This is a genomic window from Pseudonocardia asaccharolytica DSM 44247 = NBRC 16224, from assembly GCF_000423625.1.
GTDB classification, from domain to species: domain Bacteria; phylum Actinomycetota; class Actinomycetes; order Mycobacteriales; family Pseudonocardiaceae; genus Pseudonocardia; species Pseudonocardia asaccharolytica.
This window is the reverse complement of record NZ_AUII01000021.1, coordinates 53,135-70,496: the sequence shown is the minus strand read 5'-3', so window position 1 is coordinate 70,496 and position 17,362 is coordinate 53,135. Positions and strand designations below refer to the sequence as shown.

Here is a 17,362-nt window from a genome sequence, read left to right as displayed (position 1 = left end):
TCTGCCGCGACCCGGGCCGACCTTCCCGCTCGCTCGGGCGACACCGCGCTCCCGGCGCCGGCTCTCGTCGTGCGGATTGCGAATGACCCGACCGATCGATCTGGTCAGAGTCGAATCTCGTTCCTCGGATCGCGGTCTATTCCTTGAAGATCCGCGCTAAATCCTGGCCTTGACGACGCCGAGTGGGCCCAATACCTTACAGACCGATCGATCGGGTCTTGCCACCGATCGTCCGCATCGACGGGAGGCGCCCGTGCGAGTGAGCATCGGGTTCACGGGATTCGGTCCCCTGGGTCCCACGTTCGAGGCCGTCCGCGCCGCGGAGGAGGGCGGGCTCGACGGCGTCTGGAGTGCCGAGCACATCGGCTTCCATGACGCGGTCGTGCCGTCGGCCGCCTACCTCGCCACGACCGAACGGATCGACGTCGGCCTGGTCGGCCTCGCCCCGGCGAGCCGGCACCCGGCGATGACCGCGACCGAGCTGACCTCGCTGTGCGAGCTGGGGCCGGGACGGGTGCGGGTTCAGGTCGGCACCGGTGACGCCACCCTGGTCGCCAAGCTCGGCGCCCGCCATCCGCGTCCTTTGGAGACGGTCGCGGCCTACGTCCGGGTGCTGCGCGACGTGCTGGCCGGACGCGAGCTGCACGTGGAGCTTCCGGTGGGACGGTTCGACGGCTTCCAGCTCGCCCCGGTCGCGGTACCGCCGGCGATCGACGTCATGGCGATCCGCTCGAAGATGCTGCGGCTGGCCGCCGAGATCGGCGACGGCGTCTCGCTCAGCGCCGGCGCGTCGGAGACCTACCTGACCGAGACGGTCGCCGAGATCGAGGCGCATCTGGCCGAACAGGGCCGCGACCGAGGGTCCTTCCGCATCACGGCCTTCGCGTTCGGGCTGGTCGCTCCCGATCCCGAACCGCTGGTGAGCGCGTTCGGGGCGCTGCTGACCACCTTCCCGGCCGAGACGGCCGCCTACCTGGCCCGCGGCGCCTTCGACACCGACGCCTACCTGGCGGCGGTCGCGGCCACCCGCACGCTCCAGGCGGCCAAGCTCATTACCCCGGAGGTGGTCCGCGCGATCACCTTCACCGCCGCGCCCGACGAGATCGCCACCGAGCTCGCGCGGTACGCGGCGACCGGCGTCGACGAGCTGGCGATCCTGCTCGTCACGCCGCCGCCGCTGCTCGCCGACGCGGTCACCGCGATCGCGGCCCCGCGTTCCGCCGACCTGCAGGAGGTCTGATGTCCACCGCCGCGACCGACGAGGCCGCCGTCCGCGAACTGCACCGGGGATTCATCGACGCCAACAAGGTCGGCGACGTCGCGTTCCTCAAGGCGCACATGGTGCCCGGCGACAAGCTCATCTGGGACAACCTCAACAAGAGCGTCTACATCGGACTCGACCACATCTGCCGCCTGTGGGAGTACCTTCGATACGTCTCCGGCGGCGTCCCGGCCCAGGTCGAGGTCTGGGACGAGCAGGTCCATGTCGTCGGCGACCTGGCCTGGGTCCACGCGATGATGCGCTTCCAGGCCGACTTCGGCCCGGTCGGCAAGGTCGACATGCCCAGCCGGGAGACCGAGATCTGGCAGCGGATCGACGGCGAGTGGAAGATGGTCCACTTCCACTGCTCGATCCACGAGCCCGAGGGCGCGGAGGGCGGGTTGTGACCGGGCGGCCGTTCACCGCCCCGGGGCCGGTCGGCGCGCTGCACGGCGTCGACGGCGGCGTCCCCTCCGAGCGCCCTCCCGTGGTCTTCGTGCACGGCATCAACGGCTCGGCCGCGGACTGGGCGGAGGTGGCCGAGCTCCTCGGCGAGGAGCGGCGCACGATCGTGTTCGACCTGCGCGGGCACGGCGCCTCGGTCGGGTGCGGGCCGTTCGGCGCCCGCGACTATCTCGGCGACCTGCTCGCCGTGCTCGACGATCGCGGAATCGGGCGGGCACATGTCGTGGGTTCCTCGTTCGGTGGGTCGGTGGCGGTGGCCGCGGGTGCGCTCGCCGCGGAGCGCACCCGCTCGATCGTCGTGCTGGGCGGCGCGTTGTGCGTCGAGGAGCCACCCGACATCGAGGCGGGTGTGGCGGCGATGCGCGAGGCGGGTGCGACGGCGGTCTTCGCCGCGATGCTGGCCCAGATCTCGTTCGCGCCGGGCACCGATCCGGCGCTGGTTCGGGCGGCGGCCGAGCGGGCGGGGGCGCGAGAGATCGACGTGATCGCCGAGGTGACCCGGACCGCGTTCGCCGCCGACATCACCCCGCTGGCCGAGCGGGCCGCCGTCCCCGCGCTGGTGATGGCCGGGGAGCACGATCGGACGACGCCGGTCGCGCTGGCCGAGCGGCTCGCCGCGGCGCTGCGCACCACCGCGCAGGTCCTCCCGGGCCGCGGTCACCTGGCCATGCTCGAGGATCCCGCCGCCGTGGCCGCGCCGCTGCGCGAGCACCTGGCCGCCCACGACGGCGGCGGCGACCGGTGACCTACTCGATCGTGGCGCGCGACCCGGACAGCGGAGCGCTCGGGGTGGCGGTGCAGTCGCACTACCTCGCCTGCGGCTCGGTGGTGGCGTGGGCGCAGGCCGGCGTCGGTGCGGTGGCGACGCAGTCGGTGGTGGAGGTCGGGTACGGCCCGGACGGGCTGCGCCTGATGGACGGCGGGGCGCCGGCACCGGAGGCGCTCGCGCGACTGCTGGCCGGCGACGCGCAGGCCGCCGTACGCCAGGTCGCGATGGTCGACGCCGACGGGCGGGCCGCCGTGCACACCGGCCCCGGCTGTGTCGGCGCGGCAGGGCACCGGATCGCGGACGGCGTCAGCGCGCAGGCGAACATGGTGGCCGACCCCGCGGTGTGGGAGGCGATGATCGCCGCCTACGGGGCGAGCGCCGAACCGGATCTGGCCGGCCGGCTGCTGGCCGCCCTCGACGCGGCCGAGACCGCGGGCGGGGATCTGCGCGGCCGTCAGTCGGCGGCGATCCTCGCCGTCGGCGGCGAGCGCGGGGCCCGGCCGTGGGACGGCCGCCTCGTCGACCTGCGGGTCGACGAAGACCTAGCGCCGCTGTCCGCGCTGCGCCGCCTGCTCGACGTGCAGCGGGCGACCGCGCGGATGACCGGCGTCCTGTTCAGCGGCGTGCTGTTCGCGTCCTCCCCGAGCCACGGGGAGGTGGATGCGGCGCTGACGTCGCTCACCGCCGCCCAGGACGGCCTCGACGGCAACCGCGAGCCGACGTTCTGGGCGGCGGTGCTGCTGGCCAGGGCGGGCCGGGCCGAGGAGGCCCGCCGCCGGCTCGCACAGGCGACGGCCGAGCATCCCGGGTGGGCCCCGTTCGTGCACCGGGTCGCCGCCGCCGGCCTGCTCACCCCCGACCAGGCGGCGGCGCTGCGTGGCTGACCCGACGGCAGAGACCGTCGACCTGCTCCAGCAGCTGATCCGCAACCGCTGCGAGAACGACGGCACACCGGAGTCCGGCCAGGAGGTGCGCAACGCGGCGGTGCTGCTCGACCGGCTGGAGTCCACGCCGCTGGACGTCGAGACCTACGAGCCGGCACCCGGCCGCACGAGCCTGGTCGCCCGGATGGACGGCAGCGACCCCGGCGCCCCGGCGCTGCTGCTGATGGGCCACACCGACGTCGTCCCCGCCGACGCCGACCGGTGGCGGCGCGACCCGTTCGGCGGCGAGTTGGTGGACGGCGAGGTGTGGGGTCGCGGCGCGGTCGACATGCTCAACCTGACCGCGTCGATGGCGGTCGCGGTGCGCCGGCTGGCCCGCTCCGGCTTCCGTCCGCGCGGCACGCTGATCTACCTCGCGGTCGCCGACGAGGAGGCGCTCGGCGTTCACGGCGCGCAGTGGCTTGTCGAGCACCACCGCGACGCCGTCGCCGCCGACTACGTCCTCACCGAGACCGGTGGGATCCCGTTCCCGTCGCCGGGCGGGGTGAAGCTGCCGGTGCTGGTGGCCGAGAAGGGCATCCAGTGGTGCCGGCTGCGGGTGCGCGGCACCGCCGGTCACGGCTCGCAGCCCTACCGCACCGACAACGCGCTCGTGCTCGGCGCGGAGGTCGTGCGCCGGCTGGCCGAGCACGAGGTACCCGCACAGATCCACGAGGTCTGGCGACGCTTCGTCGAGGGGATGGGCTACGGGCCCGAGCTGCGCGACGCGCTGCTGTGCCCCGAACGGCTGCGCGAGCTGCTGCCCACGCTGCCGCTGGGCATGGCACGGCAGTTCCACGCCTGCACCCACCCCATGATCGCCCCGACGATCGTCTCGGGCGGATCCAAGATCAATGTCATTCCGGACGCGGTCGAGCTGCAGCTCGACATCCGCACGCTGCCCGGTCAGTCGGCACGCGACGTCGAGGAACTGCTGCGCGACGCCCTCGGCGACCTGCGCGATCGCGTCGAGATCGACACCGAGGTGGCGGTGGAAGCCAGCGCGTCGGCGATCGACACCCCGCTGTGGGACACGCTGCGCCGCGTCTCGGCGCGGTTTCACCCGGGCGCGGCCACGGTGCCCTATCTCGTCGTCGGCGCCACCGACGCGCGCTTCCTCCGCCGGCTGGGCGCCACCGCCTACGGCTACGGCATGTTCTCCCGCAAGATGACCTTCGAACAGTTCGGGACGATGTTCCACGGCACGGACGAACGCATCGACGTCGAGTCGCTGGGCCTCTCGGTCGCGCTGTGGGAGGACGTCTGCCGCGACCTGCTGGGGTGAGCCGGATGGTCAAGGCTGCGCGCCGCGCAGCAGGATCTCGATCGTGTCCCGGACGAGCTGCTCGGTGGACACGTCAGGGTCCAGCAGCCGGACGTCGGCCGCCGCGGTCCCCATCATCCAGAGGATCCGGTTGAGCATCGTGGGCTCGATATCGGCCCGCAGGTAGCCGTCCTCCGCGGCCCGGCGCACGAACGAGGACACCAGCATCTCGTAGTGGCGGTAGCGCCCCATCACCGACGGCACCGCCCCGGCCATCGCCGGCAGCCGGCGCATCAGCCCGATGTTGGGATCGCCGTCGATGGCCCCGCTGAGCGCCTCGGTCATCATCATCCGCAGCTGGTCCATCGAGGTGCCGCCGGAGGCTGCGATCGCCGCGCTGCGCGCCAGCAGCTTGCCCATCGCATGATCGACGGCCAGTTCGAGCAGCTCCCGCTTGCTGCGCACGTGATGGTAGATGCTGGACTTCGCCAGGCCGCTGGCCTTCGCGAGATCGGCTACCGAGGTGCCGTCGTAGCCGCGTTCGGTGAACACGGCAATGGCGACGGTGACGACGTCGTCGAGATCGCGACGCGCCGACGCCCGCGGACGTCTCGTCCTCGCCCCGGAGCTGCGCGCCGACGCCATGGTGGCCATCGTCGTTGATCCTATATCCCGCCCTCGCTCGCACTGGGATATCGGGGTGATTGCCCTCGGGAGGTGTCCGTGCCACGTTGGCAGGAGGCTCCACCCGTGCGCCGGACCGCTTGTGAGGACAGGGGGATCCGATGCCGACCGACCCTCCCGCCGTCGCCGAGGGACGACCCCGGCCCGACGTGTGGGGACTGCTGGACGCTGTCCTGGTCGTCGGGTCGGACCTGGAGCCGGACGCCACCCTGCGGCGGATCGTGCAGTCCGCCGTGGAGCTCGTCGACGCGCGATACGGGGCGCTCGGCGTGCTGGGGCCCGACGGCGCCATCTGCCGGTTCATCCACGTTGGACTGGACGAGGCCACCCGAGCGCGGATGGGTCCGCCTCCGGAGGGCAAGGGGTTGCTCGGCCGGCTGATCCGCGATCCGCGGCCGCTGCGGCTGGCGGATCTGAGCGCCCATGAGGCGTCGGTCGGGTTCCTGCCGAACCACCCGCCGATGCGCAGCTTCCTGGGTGTTCCGGTGCGGATCGGCGACTCGGTGTTCGGCAGTCTGTACCTCACGGAGAAGGCCGGCGGCGGCGAGTTCACCGCCGACGACGAGGCGGTGGTGCTGGTCCTCGCCACGGCGGCGGGGATCGCGGTACGCAACGCGGACCTCTTCGAGCAGGCCCGGCTGCGGGAGTCGTGGCTGGAGGCGTCGGCGGAGATCCGCGGTGAGCTGCTGTCCGGGGCGACCGAGGAGGACGTGCTCGACCTGATCGCGCTGCGCGCGCTCCAGCTCACCAGCTCGGACGCGACGTTCATCGTGCTCGGCCCGGATCCGGTCGACGGGTGTTTCATGGTCCGGGCGCAGCGGGGACTCGCGGAGGCGGGCATGGTGGGCCGCCGGCTGGACGGGGGGAATCCGCTGCTCAGCGGGACGGCGGACGGCTCGACGGTCGCGGTGCCGCTCACGTCCGAGGAGCGGGCGATCGGAATGCTGGTCGCGGTGCGCGGGCACGAGCGGCATCGCTTCCAACCCGCGGAGATGCCGCTGCTCACCTCGTTCGCCGAACAGGCGGCGCTCGCCCTGGAGCTGGGCGGGAAGAACCGGGCGCAGCGTCAGCGCGACATCCTCAGCGACCGCGACCGCATCGCCCGCGACCTGCACGACCACGTCATCCAGCGACTGTTCGCCACCGGCCTGCTGCTGCAGAGCACGTTGCGCGGCACCGATGACCCGATCGTGCGGCGCCGGATCCAGCAGGCCGTCGACGAGCTCGACGAGACCGTCCGAGAGGTCCGCACCTCGATCTTCGACCTGCACACCTCGAGCGAGGACACCGACGGCGGGCTGCGTCGCCGGCTGGTGGACGCCGCGGCCGAGGTGACCCAGGGGCGCGGGCTGTCCCCGTCGGTGCGGATCGCCGGGCCGGTCGACACACTCGTGCCGGCGCAGGTGGGTGCGCACGCGGTCGCGGTGGTGCGCGAAGCGGTCAGCAACGCGGTGCGGCACGCGGCCGCGGCCGCCGTGACGCTCACCGTGGAGGCGGGGGAGGACCTGCTGATCGAGGTGGCCGACGACGGGATCGGGATCGATCCCGGAGCGGCCCGCAGCGGGCTGCGCAACCTGGCGGACCGGGCGCACGAGTGCCACGGCGAGTTCACGGTGCGGCCGCAGCCCCAGGGCGGCACCCGATTGCGGTGGCGGGTGCCGCTGCGGTGACGGCCCCGGGGTGACGGCCCCGGGGTGACGGCCCTGCGGCAACGACTCAGCGCTCGTCGTCCGGGAGGGTACGGGCGATCAGGTCGACGAGATCGACCGTCCGCTGCGCGAAGCCCCACTCGTTGTCGTACCAGCCGAAGACCTTGACCGTGTTCCCCACGGCACGTGTGAGCGCGGTGTCCACCAGGCACGATGCGGGCTCGCCGATCACGTCGGTCGAGACGACCGGTTGCGCGGTGCAGCGCAGGATGCCCTTGAGCGGCCCATCGGCCGCTGTCGTGAACGCGCGGTTGATCTGACCGGTCGTCGCCGGTTCGGTCAGCCGGACCGTCAGGTCGACGAGCGAGACGTTCACCACCGGGACGCGCACCGCCACCCCGTCGAGGCGACCGGCCAGCTCGGGGAGCACGGTTCCGATCGCGTCGGCGGCGCCCGTGGTGGTGGGGATGATGTTCACCGCGGCCGAGCGGGCCCGGCGCAGGTCGCGGTGCGGCCCGTCGAGCAGGTTCTGGTCCGCGGTGTAGCTGTGCACGGTGGTGATCAGGCCCTCCTCGATCCCGAACGCGTGGTGCAGCACCTGGGCCATGGGGGCCGCGCAGTTCGTGGTGCACGAGGCGGTGGAGACGACGTCGTGCCGCAGCGCGTCGTAGACGTCCTGGTTGATGCCCATCACCACGGTCGCGTCGACGTCCTTGCCCGGGGAGGTGAGCACCACCTTCCGCGCCCCGGCGGCCAGGTGGGACGCGGCCTGCTCGCGGGTGCGGAACCGGCCGGTGGCCTCGATGACCACGTCCACGCCGAGCCCGCCCCAGTCGAGCAGCGCCGGATCGGGCTGCTGGAAGGCGCGCACCTGGCGGTCGTCCACCGCGAGGTAGTCGCCCCCCACGGCGACGCGCCGATGCCACGGCCCGTAGGTGGAATCGTGGCGCAGCAGGTGCGCCACGGTCTCCACCGGCGCCACGTCGTTGACCGCCACGACCTCGAAGCCCTTGTCGTCGCGTTCCACGGTGCTGCGCAGAACACCCCGCCCTATCCGTCCGATCCCGTTGATGCCGACGCGGACAAGCATGATCCACTCCATTCACCGCCGCTGCTGGTCGCCACCCATCGTCGGCGCGGCGGCACGGCACTCCCACGGTCGTGCGGCCTCCGTCGCGGGGGCCCAACGCCCCCGGCAGCCGGGACCGAGGCGCCAGGCCGGGCTATCCGGCCGAGCCGGAGCGGCGCCGCTCCGCGGCGTAGACAGCGGCCTCGGTGCGCCGGGAGAAGCCGAGTTTGTGCAGCAACGAGGACACGTAGTTCTTGACGGTCTTCTCGGCCAGGAACAGCTCCGCGCCGATCTGACGGTTGGTCAGCCCGTCGGCGACGAGGCCGAGGATGCGCCGCTCCTGGGGGCTGAGCGAGGCGTAGCGCGGGTCCTCCGGCTCGTCCCCCTTGCGCAGCCGCTCGAGCACCACAGCCGTGGCCTTGGGGTCCAGCAGCGAACCGCCCGCGGCGACGGTGCGGACGGCGCCGACGAGGTCGCCCCCGCCGACCTGCTTGAGCAGGTAGCCCGCCGCGCCCGCCATGATCGCGCCGAACAGCGCCTCGTCGTCGGAGTACGAGGTGAGCATGAGGCAGGCGGGCGGCGGATCGAGGGCGGCGCGGATGTCGCGGCACACCGAGACCCCCTCGCCGTCGGGGAGCCGGACGTCGAGGATGGCGACGTCGGGACGCAGCGCCGGGACGCGGGCCAGTGCTTGCGCGGCGGTTCCGGCCTCACCGATGACCTGGATGTCCTCCTCGCTCTCCAGCAGCTGGGCGATCCCGCGGCGCACGATCTCGTGATCGTCGAGCAGGAAGACAGAGATGGGCACGGTGGTCTCCTCCAGGTGATCGTCCGGGCCGCTCGGCGAGCCGGCTGCGGGTGGTCTCATCGGCGCGGCGCACCGTTGGGGAGCAGGCGCAGCCGGCGGCCGGTCAGGCGCTGCAGGGGGATCGCCACGAGGTGCGCCGCGCGGGCCGGAGCCCAGGGAACCGGGGCGCGCTGGTCGAGCGCCGCCAGCCGGTCGGGGTCGGTCACCTCGTACGCCTGCCCGACGCCCAGCACGCTCCACCCGATGCGCCGCACCGGGTCGAGCTCGTCGATCTCGAATGCGATGACGGCGCGGTCCGTCGCGGCCAGCGTCCGTCCGTCGGCGGTGCGGAACAGGACCTCCTCGCCGTCGAGCACATAGTTGACCGGATGCGCGGCGGGCATCGCAGCCTCGGTGAAGACGACGCGGCCGACCCTGCCCTTGAGCAGCAGACTGAGGCATTCGGCACGGTCGAGCGAAACGAGCTCGACGGCAGGGGCCACGGTGTCCGGGTCGGGGAGGGTCACGGACAGCCAGTCTGGGTGAGGCCGAGCCGCATCGGTAGGGGCGGATGTCCCATCATTCGGTGGCCCCGATAGGGCCTTTTGGCACCCCCCGTGGGCGCAGGAGGACCCGCAGTGCTTGCAGGGTGCGCCATCGGGGTGAGCATGACGGGGCCGGGCCCCGCGGGGCAGAGTCGGATGGCCCTCCGGCCCCGGCCGGAGGTCCCCGGGTCGGCACCGAACGACCCGACGGACGGCGCGGGTCATCGGGCCCTCCGGCCGTCGGGCGCGCGGCCCGGAACATGCAGGCTGGAACGCGTGACCGCGCAGCAACTCAGCCAGCCACAGCCGCCCGCCGGAGCACCCGTGTTGACGGCGGCGCTCGACCGGGCACTCACTGCCGTGAGCACACCGATGTTCACCGGAGCGGTCCGCTGGTGGGTCAGCGGTACCAACGGGGGGATCGAGCTGCGGACGGCCGTCAGCGGGAACATCCCGGTCTCCGTGCAGCGCCCGACCCGCGTCGCGGCGGGGTCGGCGCTGCTCGCCGCGCGGCTCGCCATCGCGGTCGCGGGGTACCGGCCGTTCACGACCCTGCTGCCCGACCACCGCCGCCCCGGGATCCTCGCCGTGCTGCGCAAGGGCGGCGCCGCCGAACCGAACCAGTCGGAGCGGGCCCTCTACGGCGCGCTCGTTCAGCCCGCGGTGGAACGCGCCGGCCGGCCGATCGGTGTCGCGGCCACCCTCCCGCTGCTGCGGCGGGCCGCCGACACCGAGGGTGCGTGGCTGCGCAGCTCCCTGGACCCGGGCGACCGCACCCGGATGGAAGCACTGCTCGACGAGTCCGGCGGCGCCGTGCCGTCCGGCGGGCTGCTCGTGGTGGTCGGCAGCCACCACGACCTGCCGACCGGCGATCTGCGGGCGGGGCTTGCCGTGCAGCGGGTCCTGCTCTGCGCGGCGGCGCTCGGTCTGTCCGCCGAGGTGCTGGCCGGGCCGGTGGAACTCGCCCGCCGCAGCCACGAGCTGCCCGGCGCAGGTCCGGGTCTGGTCCCGCAGGTGCTGCTGCAGGTGAGCAGCCCCATCGGGTAGGTCGTCAGCCGATCGGTCCGAGCCGGGCCGGGCCGCCGCTGCCGGCGGGGTGGCCGAGCCGCACCTGCGGGATGCCGGGGGTCTGCTCGGGCCGGTGCGTGACCAGCAGCGCCGTTCGTCCGGCGGTGGCCGTGAGCAGCTCCGCGGACAACGCATCCGCCGTCTCCGGATCGAGATGCGCGGTGGGCTCGTCGAGGATCAGCACCGGCCGGTTCGCCAGCAGTGCCCTGGCCACGCCCAGCCGCTGGCGTTCGCCGCCGGACAGGGCGCCGCCGTGCTCGCCGATCGGGGTGTCGAGACCCTCGGGGAGGCCGGCGAGCCAGTTGCCGAGCTGGGCCCGGCGCAGTGCGTCGACGAGCTTCTCCTCGGTCGCGTCCGGCGCGGCCAGCTGGAGGTTCGCGCGCAGCGTGTTGTCGAACAGGTGGGTCCAGGCGCCGCACCAGGCGATGCCGCTGCGCACGTCGTCACCGGTCAGGGTGCGGGCATCGCGGCCGCCGGCGAGCACGCGGCCCGCGCTGGGGTCGAGCATGCGTTGCAATGCGGCGACGACGCTCGACTTGCCCGATCCCGACGGGCCGGTCAGGGCGACCCGGCCGCCGTCCAGCAGCAGCAGGTCGACATCGCGCACCACGTCGCGGGTCGCGCCCGGCCAGCGCACCGCGAGCGACTGGGCCTCCAGCGTGGCAGGCGGCCCGACCGGAGCGGGGTGTTCGGGGTCGGTGACCGGCGCCGGCCGGCGCTCCAGTTCGGCGAGCCGCTGCGCGGCGGGCCCCGCGGCGAGCAGCCGCACCGCCGCGTCCGGGAGCCCGGCCACCACGTCGGCGAGCGCGAGCGGGGTGAGCGCCAGCACGGCCAGCCCCGGCCCGGGCAGCAGCCCGGCGCGCAGCGCGGCGATCCCGGCGGCGGTGGCGAGCACGGTGGTGGTGCCGATGGCCAGCACGCCGAGCGCACCGCCGAGCCCGCGAGCGGTGGCGCTGCGCCGCAGCAGCCCGCCCAGCCGGACGTCCGAGGCGGCGAGCCCGCGGTGGTAGCGCTGCGCCGCGCCGAACACGAGGAGATCGGGTGCGGCCTCGAGCACCTCGACGGCGCGGGCGACCACGTCGCTGCGGGCGGCCGCGGTGCGCCGCTCGGTGCGGTGCACGGCCCAGGCGGTGAGCGCGGGCGCCACGATTCCGGCGACGACGACACCGACGGCCACGACGAGGCCCGCGACCGGCAGCAGGAGCCCGAGCCCGACCGCGGTGCCCAGCCCGACCACGGCGGCCGACGCGGCCGGCAGCAGCACCCGTACCAGCAGGTCCTGCTGGGCGTCGACGTCGCCGATCAGGCGGGAGAGCAGCTCACCGCGGCGCAGCCGGGCGGTCGCGGGGGGTCCGAGGCGGACCAGCGACTCCCAGATCCGCACCCGCAGCTCCGCCATCGCGCGCAGCACGGCGTCGTGCGAGACCAGCCGTTCGGCGTAGCGCAGCACGCCCTTGCCGAGGCCGAAGGCGCGCACCGCGACGATCGCGACCATCAGCGTCAGCACCGGCGGTTGCAGGGCCGCGGTGGAGATCAGCCAGGCCGAGGTCGCGGTGAGCGCCACCCCGCAGCCCAGCGCCGCGCTGCCCAGCAGCACGGCCGGTGCGAGGCGGCCCCGCTGCGGGCGGGCCGCCGACAGCACCCAGCGCAGGGCACCCCGGACCGGCCGGACGTCGGTGAGTTCCGGAGCGGACACCGAGACCGCCGGGGGCGCGCCGATCTGCGGTGCCGGGGGTGCCGGGGGCGCGGTCACCGGGCTGGCGACGGCCCCGAGCTCGACCACCCGGTCGCAGTGGGTGAGCACCCGCGTCCGGTGGCTGACCAGCACGACGGTGCGTCCCGCGGTGATCCGCGGCAGTGCCGCGGTGATCGCGGCCTCGGTGTCGGCGTCGACCCCCTCGGTGGGTTCGTCGAGCAGCAGCAGCGGCCGGTCGGCGAGCACCGCGCGGGCCAGCGCGACGCGGCGGCGCTGACCGGTGGAAAGGCCGGTGCCGTCCTCGCCGACGGGGGTGTCGAGCGGGACGTCGAGGGCAGCGACCCGGGCGGCGTGGCGGACCCGCTCCTCGGCGGCGTCCGGGTCGGCGAGCCGGATGTTGTCGGCGACGGTGCCGGTGAGCAGCACCGGCCGTTGCGGGACCCACGCGACGCGCCGCAGCCAGGCGGCCCGGTCGATCTCCGCCAGGTCGACACCACCAAGGGAAATGCGGCCCGCATCGGGCCCGCGCAGACCCAGCAGCAGGTCGAGCAGCGTGGACTTGCCCGCGCCGCTGCGCCCCCGCACGCCGAGCACGGTGCCCGGCTCCACGACCAGATCCAGCCGGTCCAGGATCCGGCCCGCGCGGCCGTCCACGACCACCTGTTCGAGCCGGAGCGGCACCCGTGCCGGGTCGGGCGCGGGCGTGCGCCCGGCCGCGGCGGGCGCGGGCGTCTCCAGCACGGCGAACACCTCGGTCGCGGCGGCCAGGCCCTCCGCGGAGTCGTGGAACCGCGCCCCGACCGCGCGTAGCGGCAGGTAGACCTCCGGCGCCAGGATGAGCACCAGCAGCGCGGTCGCCAGGTCGAGCCTGCCCTCGACCAGCCGCAGCCCCACCGACACGGCGACGAGGGCGACCGACAGTGTCGCGAGCAGCTCGAGGGCGAGCGCGGACAGGAACGCCACCCGCAGCGTGCGCATCGTGGCCTTGCGGTAGGCCCCGGCGAGGATGCGCAGGCGGGACGACTGGTGACCGGCCCTGCCGAACGCGACCAGCACCTCGAGCCCGGCGACCAGATCGAGGAAGTGGTGCCCGAGGACGGCCAGCGCGCGCCACTGCCGGTCGGTGGACCGCTGCGTGTACAGCCCGATCAGGATCATGAAGATCGGGATCAGCGGCGCCGTCACCGCGATGACCAGCCCGGAAACCCAGTCGGCGAACAGGATGCGCCCCGCCACCACGGCCGGCACCACCGCCGCCACCAACAGCGTCGGCAGGTACCGGCTGAAATACCCCTCCAGCCCGTCGAGCCCGCGGGTCGCGAGCGTGGCGAGCTCACCGGTGGGCGGGACATCCCGGTGCCGGGGACCGAGCCGCAGCACATGCGTCACGAGCTTCGCGCGCAGCTGCCGGATGACATCGGCGGCGGCGCGGTGCGCGGCGACCTCGCCCGCCCAGGACAGCGCGGCGCGCCCGGCCACGAGCGCGAACAACAGCAGCAGGACCGAGGTGAGCTCGCCGAGCCCGGCGCCGCCGAGGAACGCACGCTCGATCCCGTCGGCCAGCAGCTCCGCCTGGACGAGGACCAGCAGCGCGGTGGCCACCGCGACACCCGCGGCGAGCACGACGAACCGTCGTGCCGCCGAGGCGTGCCGCAGCAGCCGTGGGTCCAGTGGTTTCACGGTCGCCCGCTGGTGGCGGGTTGTCTGCGGGGCGGCAGGCCGGCGGCGGGCGGGATGTCGGAACGGCCGATCCGGCGGCGGAACCCCCAGAACGTCCAGGCCTGGTAGGCGAGCACGACCGGGGTGAAGACCGCAGCGACCCATGTCATGATCTTCAGCGTGTCCGGGGTGGACGCGGCGTTCGTCGTGGTGAGGCTGTAGGCCGGATCGGTCGTCGACGGCAGGACGTCCGGGTAGAGCGAACCGAACAGCGTCACCGTCACCGCGATCACCGCCACCGCCGTGAACAGGAACGCCCAGCCCTCGCGCCCCATGCCGGCCGCACCGATGCCCGCGACCAGCGCGAGCGCGGCGACGATCGCGGCGACGCCGGCCCCGCGGGCCAGTCCGGCGGTCCGCACCTGCACATCACCGGTGGTCTTGAGGGCGAGGAACACCGCGCCGTGCAGGAGGAACAGCAGCACGGTGGCCAGGCCGCCGAGCAGTGCATAGGGGTTGAGCAGGGTCAGCAGCGTGCCGGTGAACTCGTGGTCGGCGTGCAGCGGAACGCCCTGCACCATGTTGGCGAACGCCACGCCCCACAGTAGCGCGGGCACGAACGAGCCGACGATGATGGCGCGGTCCCAGTTCCGCCGCCGGCGATCGCTGTCGATCTTGCCGCGGAACTCGAACGCGACCCCGCGCAGGATCAGCGCGACGAGGATGAGCAGCAGCGGTAGGTAGAACCCGGAGAACAGGCTCGCGTACCACTCCGGGAACGCGGCGAAGGTGGGGCCGCCCGCGACTCGTCGGTGTCGTCGTCGCCGGCCGGAGCCGATGGGGGCGGGCCCGCCTGGGCGTAGCGGACCATCAGCACGCCGTCGATCACCGCGAGGGCGCCGTAGAGCACGGTGAACAGGCGAACGGGGTGATGAGCCCCGCGACGGCCGCCGGGTAGAACCAGCGGGGCACGCTGCGGGCACGGCGGCGGGTGAACCACAGCCCGAGCACCGAGATCAGCCCGGCGAGGAGACCGAAGCCGATCATCAGCCGGAAGCTCCAGCAGGAGACGGGGATGTTCGGGCGGTAGTCGCCGGGGCCGTGGGTCTGCTCGGCGGCCGCCTGCAGGTCGTTGATTCCCTCGACCTCACCGTCGAAGGAGCCGGTGGCCATGAACGACAGCACACGGGGCACCCGCCCCCGGACCGCGGTTCAGCGCCGAGCCGACCGCGCCCGCCCCCGCCGTCGCGGTCCCGACGATGATCAGCAGCAGCGGCCCGACGAGCGCCCAGCTCACCGCCAGCAGCCCCAGCTCCTGCAGCAGCAGGGCGGTGCCGGCGAGCAGGAACCCGAGCGCGGCGCCGATGGTGAGAGGGACCGGCGGTGAAGGTCCGGTCGCCCACCGGGCCCGCCCACCGGTTCGCGCCGACGCCGACCGCGATGGCCAGCAGCAGCAGGATGATCCCGAGGGAGACGAGCCCGCCCCGGCCTCGACCTCCGGTCAGCGACAGCAGCAGCACGACGCCCACCACGATCACCGTGATCGCGGGTGCCATCCGCCACGGAATGGGCACGCCATGGCCGTCGAGCAGCCAGGCCAGGCCTCCGACGGTGAGCAGCAGGCCGACGGCGATGCGGTTCCAGTGCGGCTGTCTTCGTGGCGGTCTGCCGGGCTCGCCGAGGGCCGATCCGGTCCCGGCGAGCCGTTCAGCGTCCATCGTGGCCGGAGCGTTCACGCTGTTCCCCGTGCTCACGGCTCACCGCCTCGCCGAGAACACGACGAGCACGCCGATGGCCACGACGACCAGCGGCCAGAACGCGTGCTCGCCGAACCACGGCGCCCACTGCCGCAGGAACAGCAGCACACCGAGCGCGACGAGCGACGCGCCGACGGCGACGGCCACCGTCTGCCATGCGGCCGGTGACCCGGTGTGTTCGGGTTCGTCCTCGCGGGCCTCGGGCAGCGCCACCCAGGCGACGATGTAGGCCAGTACCCCGGCGCCGCCCGACAGGGCCAGCGCCACCGCGGCGATACGGAGCAGAACGGGATCGACGCCGAGGTAGCGGGCGATGCCGCCGCAGACGCCGCCGATCATGCGATCGCGCCGGCTGCGGCGAAGCCGGCGCACGTTGTGCTCCTGGACGGGTGGGGACGGGGAACCGGGATCCGTCATGGCTCACCTCCGGATGGGCTCGACCTCGACGGTGCCGCGCGCGTCGTCGCGTGTCGCGGGCCGAAAGCCCGGGGTCGAGGCGGCGGAGGGCCCCTCTCCGGTCAGCTCACCGCGCTGACCACCGCAAGCCTGCGCCCGCTGAGCTGCTGCAACGGGATCGCGATCGTGTGCGCGATGCGACCGGGAGCCCACGGGGTGGGCATGCGGCCGGCGAGGTCGACGAGCCTGCCGGGCTCGGTCACCTCGTAGGCCACGCCGACGCCCAGGACGCTCCACCCGGTGCGGCTGTCCTCGTCGATCTCGTCGACCTGGAAACCGACGACCGCGTTGCGGGTCGCCACCGCGAGCTTGCTCCCGGTCCCGGTGCGGAAGACGACCTCCTCACCGTCCAGGATGTAGTTGACGGGATGAGCTGCGGGTAGGGCGAAGTCGGTGAACACGACTCGGCCAACGGCTCCGCTCGCCATGAGCCGGAGGCACTCGTCGTGGCCGATCTCGACGAGCTCGGTGTCCCTGGCTGATGTGGACAAGATATGGCCTCCGGTCGTTCTCTGTTTCGCCTGCATGGTCGCGGGCTGTGCCCCTGTTGGACAGGGCCGGAGGTCCCATTCCGAATCGGGACGCGACAGGGCCGGGCCACCCGGTCGGACGACCCGGCGTCGCACGCGGGGCTCAGCCCTTGGTGATCTGGATCTTGGCGGGCTCGCGCTCGACCTGCTCCGGCTCGGGAACCCGGATCTCGAGGATGCCGTTCTCGTAGGTCGCCTTGATATCGGGCTCGGCGACACCGTCCGGCAGGGGGATCGTCCGGCTCAGGCTGCCGTAGCGCAGCTCGCGGCGCAGGTAGCCGTCCTCCTCCACCTTGTCCTCCATGCGGCGCTCGGCGTTGATGCGCAGCATCCCGTCGCTGACGGTGATCTCGACGTCCTTCTCGGGGTCGACGCCGGGCAGCTCGGCTCGGATGACCTGGGTCTTGCCGTCACGGAATACATCGACGCCGATGAGGTCCTCGCCGGGCCATTCCCAGCTGAGCCCGAACGGCCGGCGCACGGACAGGGATCGCATCCAGTCATCGAACATGCGGTCCATCCGGTTGAACCGGTTTGCGAGGTCGCTGCCGCGGTCACGCCGCATCACGCTGCTCATGTGCAGTCCTTCCGTAGGGACGATTCCGACGCCCTCGACCCTGCCCCGGTTCCGCGGCGGCGGGCAGGGACCTTGTCCCCGATCCGCGGGGGTCCGAGGGCTCCGACCGGGCGCGACGACCGTCGCGCCCGGTCGGAGCAGTACGCGGTCACCACCTTGTCCGTTGACAGTTGCAACGGAGCCCCCTAGCATGTAAATAATTA

At 73.6% G+C, this 17,362-nt stretch carries 18 protein-coding genes; 8 read left to right on the top strand and 10 right to left on the bottom strand.

The annotated features are described in order from the left end of the window. Positions 1-259: 259 nt before the first annotated feature. The 5 genes from G567_RS0118570 to G567_RS0118550 are packed head-to-tail and all read left to right on the top strand — an operon-like array spanning position 260 to position 4,703. Positions 260-1,240 (top strand): LLM class flavin-dependent oxidoreductase, encoded by a 981-nt coding sequence (locus G567_RS0118570; protein ID WP_028931165.1) that lies wholly within the window; start codon positions 260-262, stop codon positions 1,238-1,240. Continuing rightward, on the top strand, positions 1,240-1,668 hold the full coding sequence (locus G567_RS0118565; RefSeq protein ID WP_028931164.1) for a YybH family protein: 429 nt from the start codon (positions 1,240-1,242) through the stop codon (positions 1,666-1,668). The genes G567_RS0118570 and G567_RS0118565 overlap by 1 nt, the downstream gene beginning before the upstream one ends. Next, positions 1,665-2,471 (top strand): alpha/beta fold hydrolase, encoded by an 807-nt coding sequence (locus tag G567_RS29780; protein ID WP_037057645.1) that lies wholly within the window; start codon positions 1,665-1,667, stop codon positions 2,469-2,471. Before G567_RS0118565 ends, G567_RS29780 begins: the two co-directional genes overlap by 4 nt. Beyond that, entirely contained in the window at positions 2,468-3,379 is a 912-nt protein-coding gene (locus G567_RS29775) for a DUF1028 domain-containing protein (protein WP_051233275.1), read from the top strand. Before G567_RS29780 ends, G567_RS29775 begins: the two co-directional genes overlap by 4 nt. Then, positions 3,372-4,703, top strand: a complete 1,332-nt coding sequence (locus G567_RS0118550) for a M20/M25/M40 family metallo-hydrolase (protein ID WP_028931163.1) — start codon at positions 3,372-3,374, stop codon at positions 4,701-4,703. The genes G567_RS29775 and G567_RS0118550 overlap by 8 nt, the downstream gene beginning before the upstream one ends. 9 nt (positions 4,704-4,712) lie before the next feature. Here G567_RS0118550 and G567_RS29770 read toward each other — a convergent pair whose 3' ends face one another. Beyond that, a complete protein-coding gene (locus tag G567_RS29770) occupies positions 4,713-5,336 on the bottom strand; it encodes a TetR/AcrR family transcriptional regulator (RefSeq protein ID WP_084796244.1) in 624 nt (207 codons plus the stop codon). A 131-nt stretch (positions 5,337-5,467) separates the two neighbouring features. On the opposite strand from G567_RS29770, the gene G567_RS29765 reads away from it, so the two are divergent. Beyond that, a complete protein-coding gene (locus tag G567_RS29765; protein WP_051233273.1) occupies positions 5,468-7,036 on the top strand; it encodes a sensor histidine kinase in 1,569 nt (522 codons plus the stop codon). Positions 7,037-7,082: 46 nt separating this feature from the next. Here the strand turns inward: G567_RS29765 and gap are convergent, their stop codons facing one another. The 3 genes from gap to G567_RS34890 all read right to left on the bottom strand — a co-directional run bounded on the left by gap (position 7,083) and on the right by G567_RS34890 (position 9,398). Continuing rightward, positions 7,083-8,105, bottom strand: coding sequence for a type I glyceraldehyde-3-phosphate dehydrogenase (gene gap, locus G567_RS0118535; protein ID WP_028931162.1), 1,023 nt, complete (start codon positions 8,103-8,105; stop codon positions 7,083-7,085). Between the two features lie 133 nt (positions 8,106-8,238). Next, positions 8,239-8,892: a response regulator gene (locus G567_RS0118530; RefSeq protein WP_028931161.1), complete on the bottom strand. Its 654-nt coding sequence runs from the start codon at positions 8,890-8,892 to the stop codon at positions 8,239-8,241. A gap of 56 nt (positions 8,893-8,948) precedes the next feature. Further along, entirely contained in the window at positions 8,949-9,398 is a 450-nt protein-coding gene (locus G567_RS34890) for a pyridoxamine 5'-phosphate oxidase family protein (protein WP_051233272.1), read from the bottom strand. Between the two features lie 294 nt (positions 9,399-9,692). Between G567_RS34890 and G567_RS0118520 the strand changes: the two genes are divergently transcribed. Next, entirely contained in the window at positions 9,693-10,463 is a 771-nt protein-coding gene (locus G567_RS0118520; RefSeq protein ID WP_147201049.1) for a hypothetical protein, read from the top strand. A 4-nt stretch (positions 10,464-10,467) separates the two neighbouring features. On the opposite strand, the gene cydD is transcribed toward G567_RS0118520, so the two are convergent. From cydD to G567_RS0118505, 3 genes are read right to left on the bottom strand one after another with little or no spacing between them, the layout of a single operon-like run. Next, positions 10,468-13,860: a thiol reductant ABC exporter subunit CydD gene (gene cydD / locus G567_RS0118515; protein WP_028931158.1), complete on the bottom strand. Its 3,393-nt coding sequence runs from the start codon at positions 13,858-13,860 to the stop codon at positions 10,468-10,470. Beyond that, the gene (cydB, locus tag G567_RS33415) at positions 13,857-14,822 is read right to left on the bottom strand and encodes a cytochrome d ubiquinol oxidase subunit II (protein ID WP_084796242.1); all 966 of its coding nucleotides are present in this window, start codon (positions 14,820-14,822) and stop codon (positions 13,857-13,859) included. Before cydB ends, cydD begins: the two co-directional genes overlap by 4 nt. Then, complete coding sequence (locus tag G567_RS0118505) at positions 14,725-15,012, bottom strand: cytochrome ubiquinol oxidase subunit I (protein WP_084796249.1); 288 nt, start codon at positions 15,010-15,012, stop codon at positions 14,725-14,727. The genes cydB and G567_RS0118505 overlap by 98 nt, the downstream gene beginning before the upstream one ends. On the opposite strand from G567_RS0118505, the gene G567_RS34390 reads away from it, so the two are divergent. Further along, positions 15,011-15,226, top strand: coding sequence for a hypothetical protein (locus G567_RS34390; protein ID WP_147201050.1), 216 nt, complete (start codon positions 15,011-15,013; stop codon positions 15,224-15,226). The two genes, G567_RS0118505 and G567_RS34390, sit on opposite strands and share 2 nt — an antisense overlap. Positions 15,227-15,596: 370 nt before the next feature. Here G567_RS34390 and G567_RS0118500 read toward each other — a convergent pair whose 3' ends face one another. The 3 genes from G567_RS0118500 to G567_RS34885 form a co-directional block, all read right to left on the bottom strand. Continuing rightward, positions 15,597-16,013 (bottom strand): PspC domain-containing protein, encoded by a 417-nt coding sequence (locus G567_RS0118500; protein WP_028931156.1) that lies wholly within the window; start codon positions 16,011-16,013, stop codon positions 15,597-15,599. 101 nt (positions 16,014-16,114) lie between these two features. Beyond that, a complete protein-coding gene (locus tag G567_RS0118495) occupies positions 16,115-16,543 on the bottom strand; it encodes a pyridoxamine 5'-phosphate oxidase family protein (RefSeq protein ID WP_211223967.1) in 429 nt (142 codons plus the stop codon). A 142-nt stretch (positions 16,544-16,685) separates the two neighbouring features. After that, the gene (locus tag G567_RS34885; protein WP_028931154.1) at positions 16,686-17,159 is read right to left on the bottom strand and encodes an Hsp20/alpha crystallin family protein; all 474 of its coding nucleotides are present in this window, start codon (positions 17,157-17,159) and stop codon (positions 16,686-16,688) included. Between the last annotated feature and the right edge of the window lie 203 nt (positions 17,160-17,362).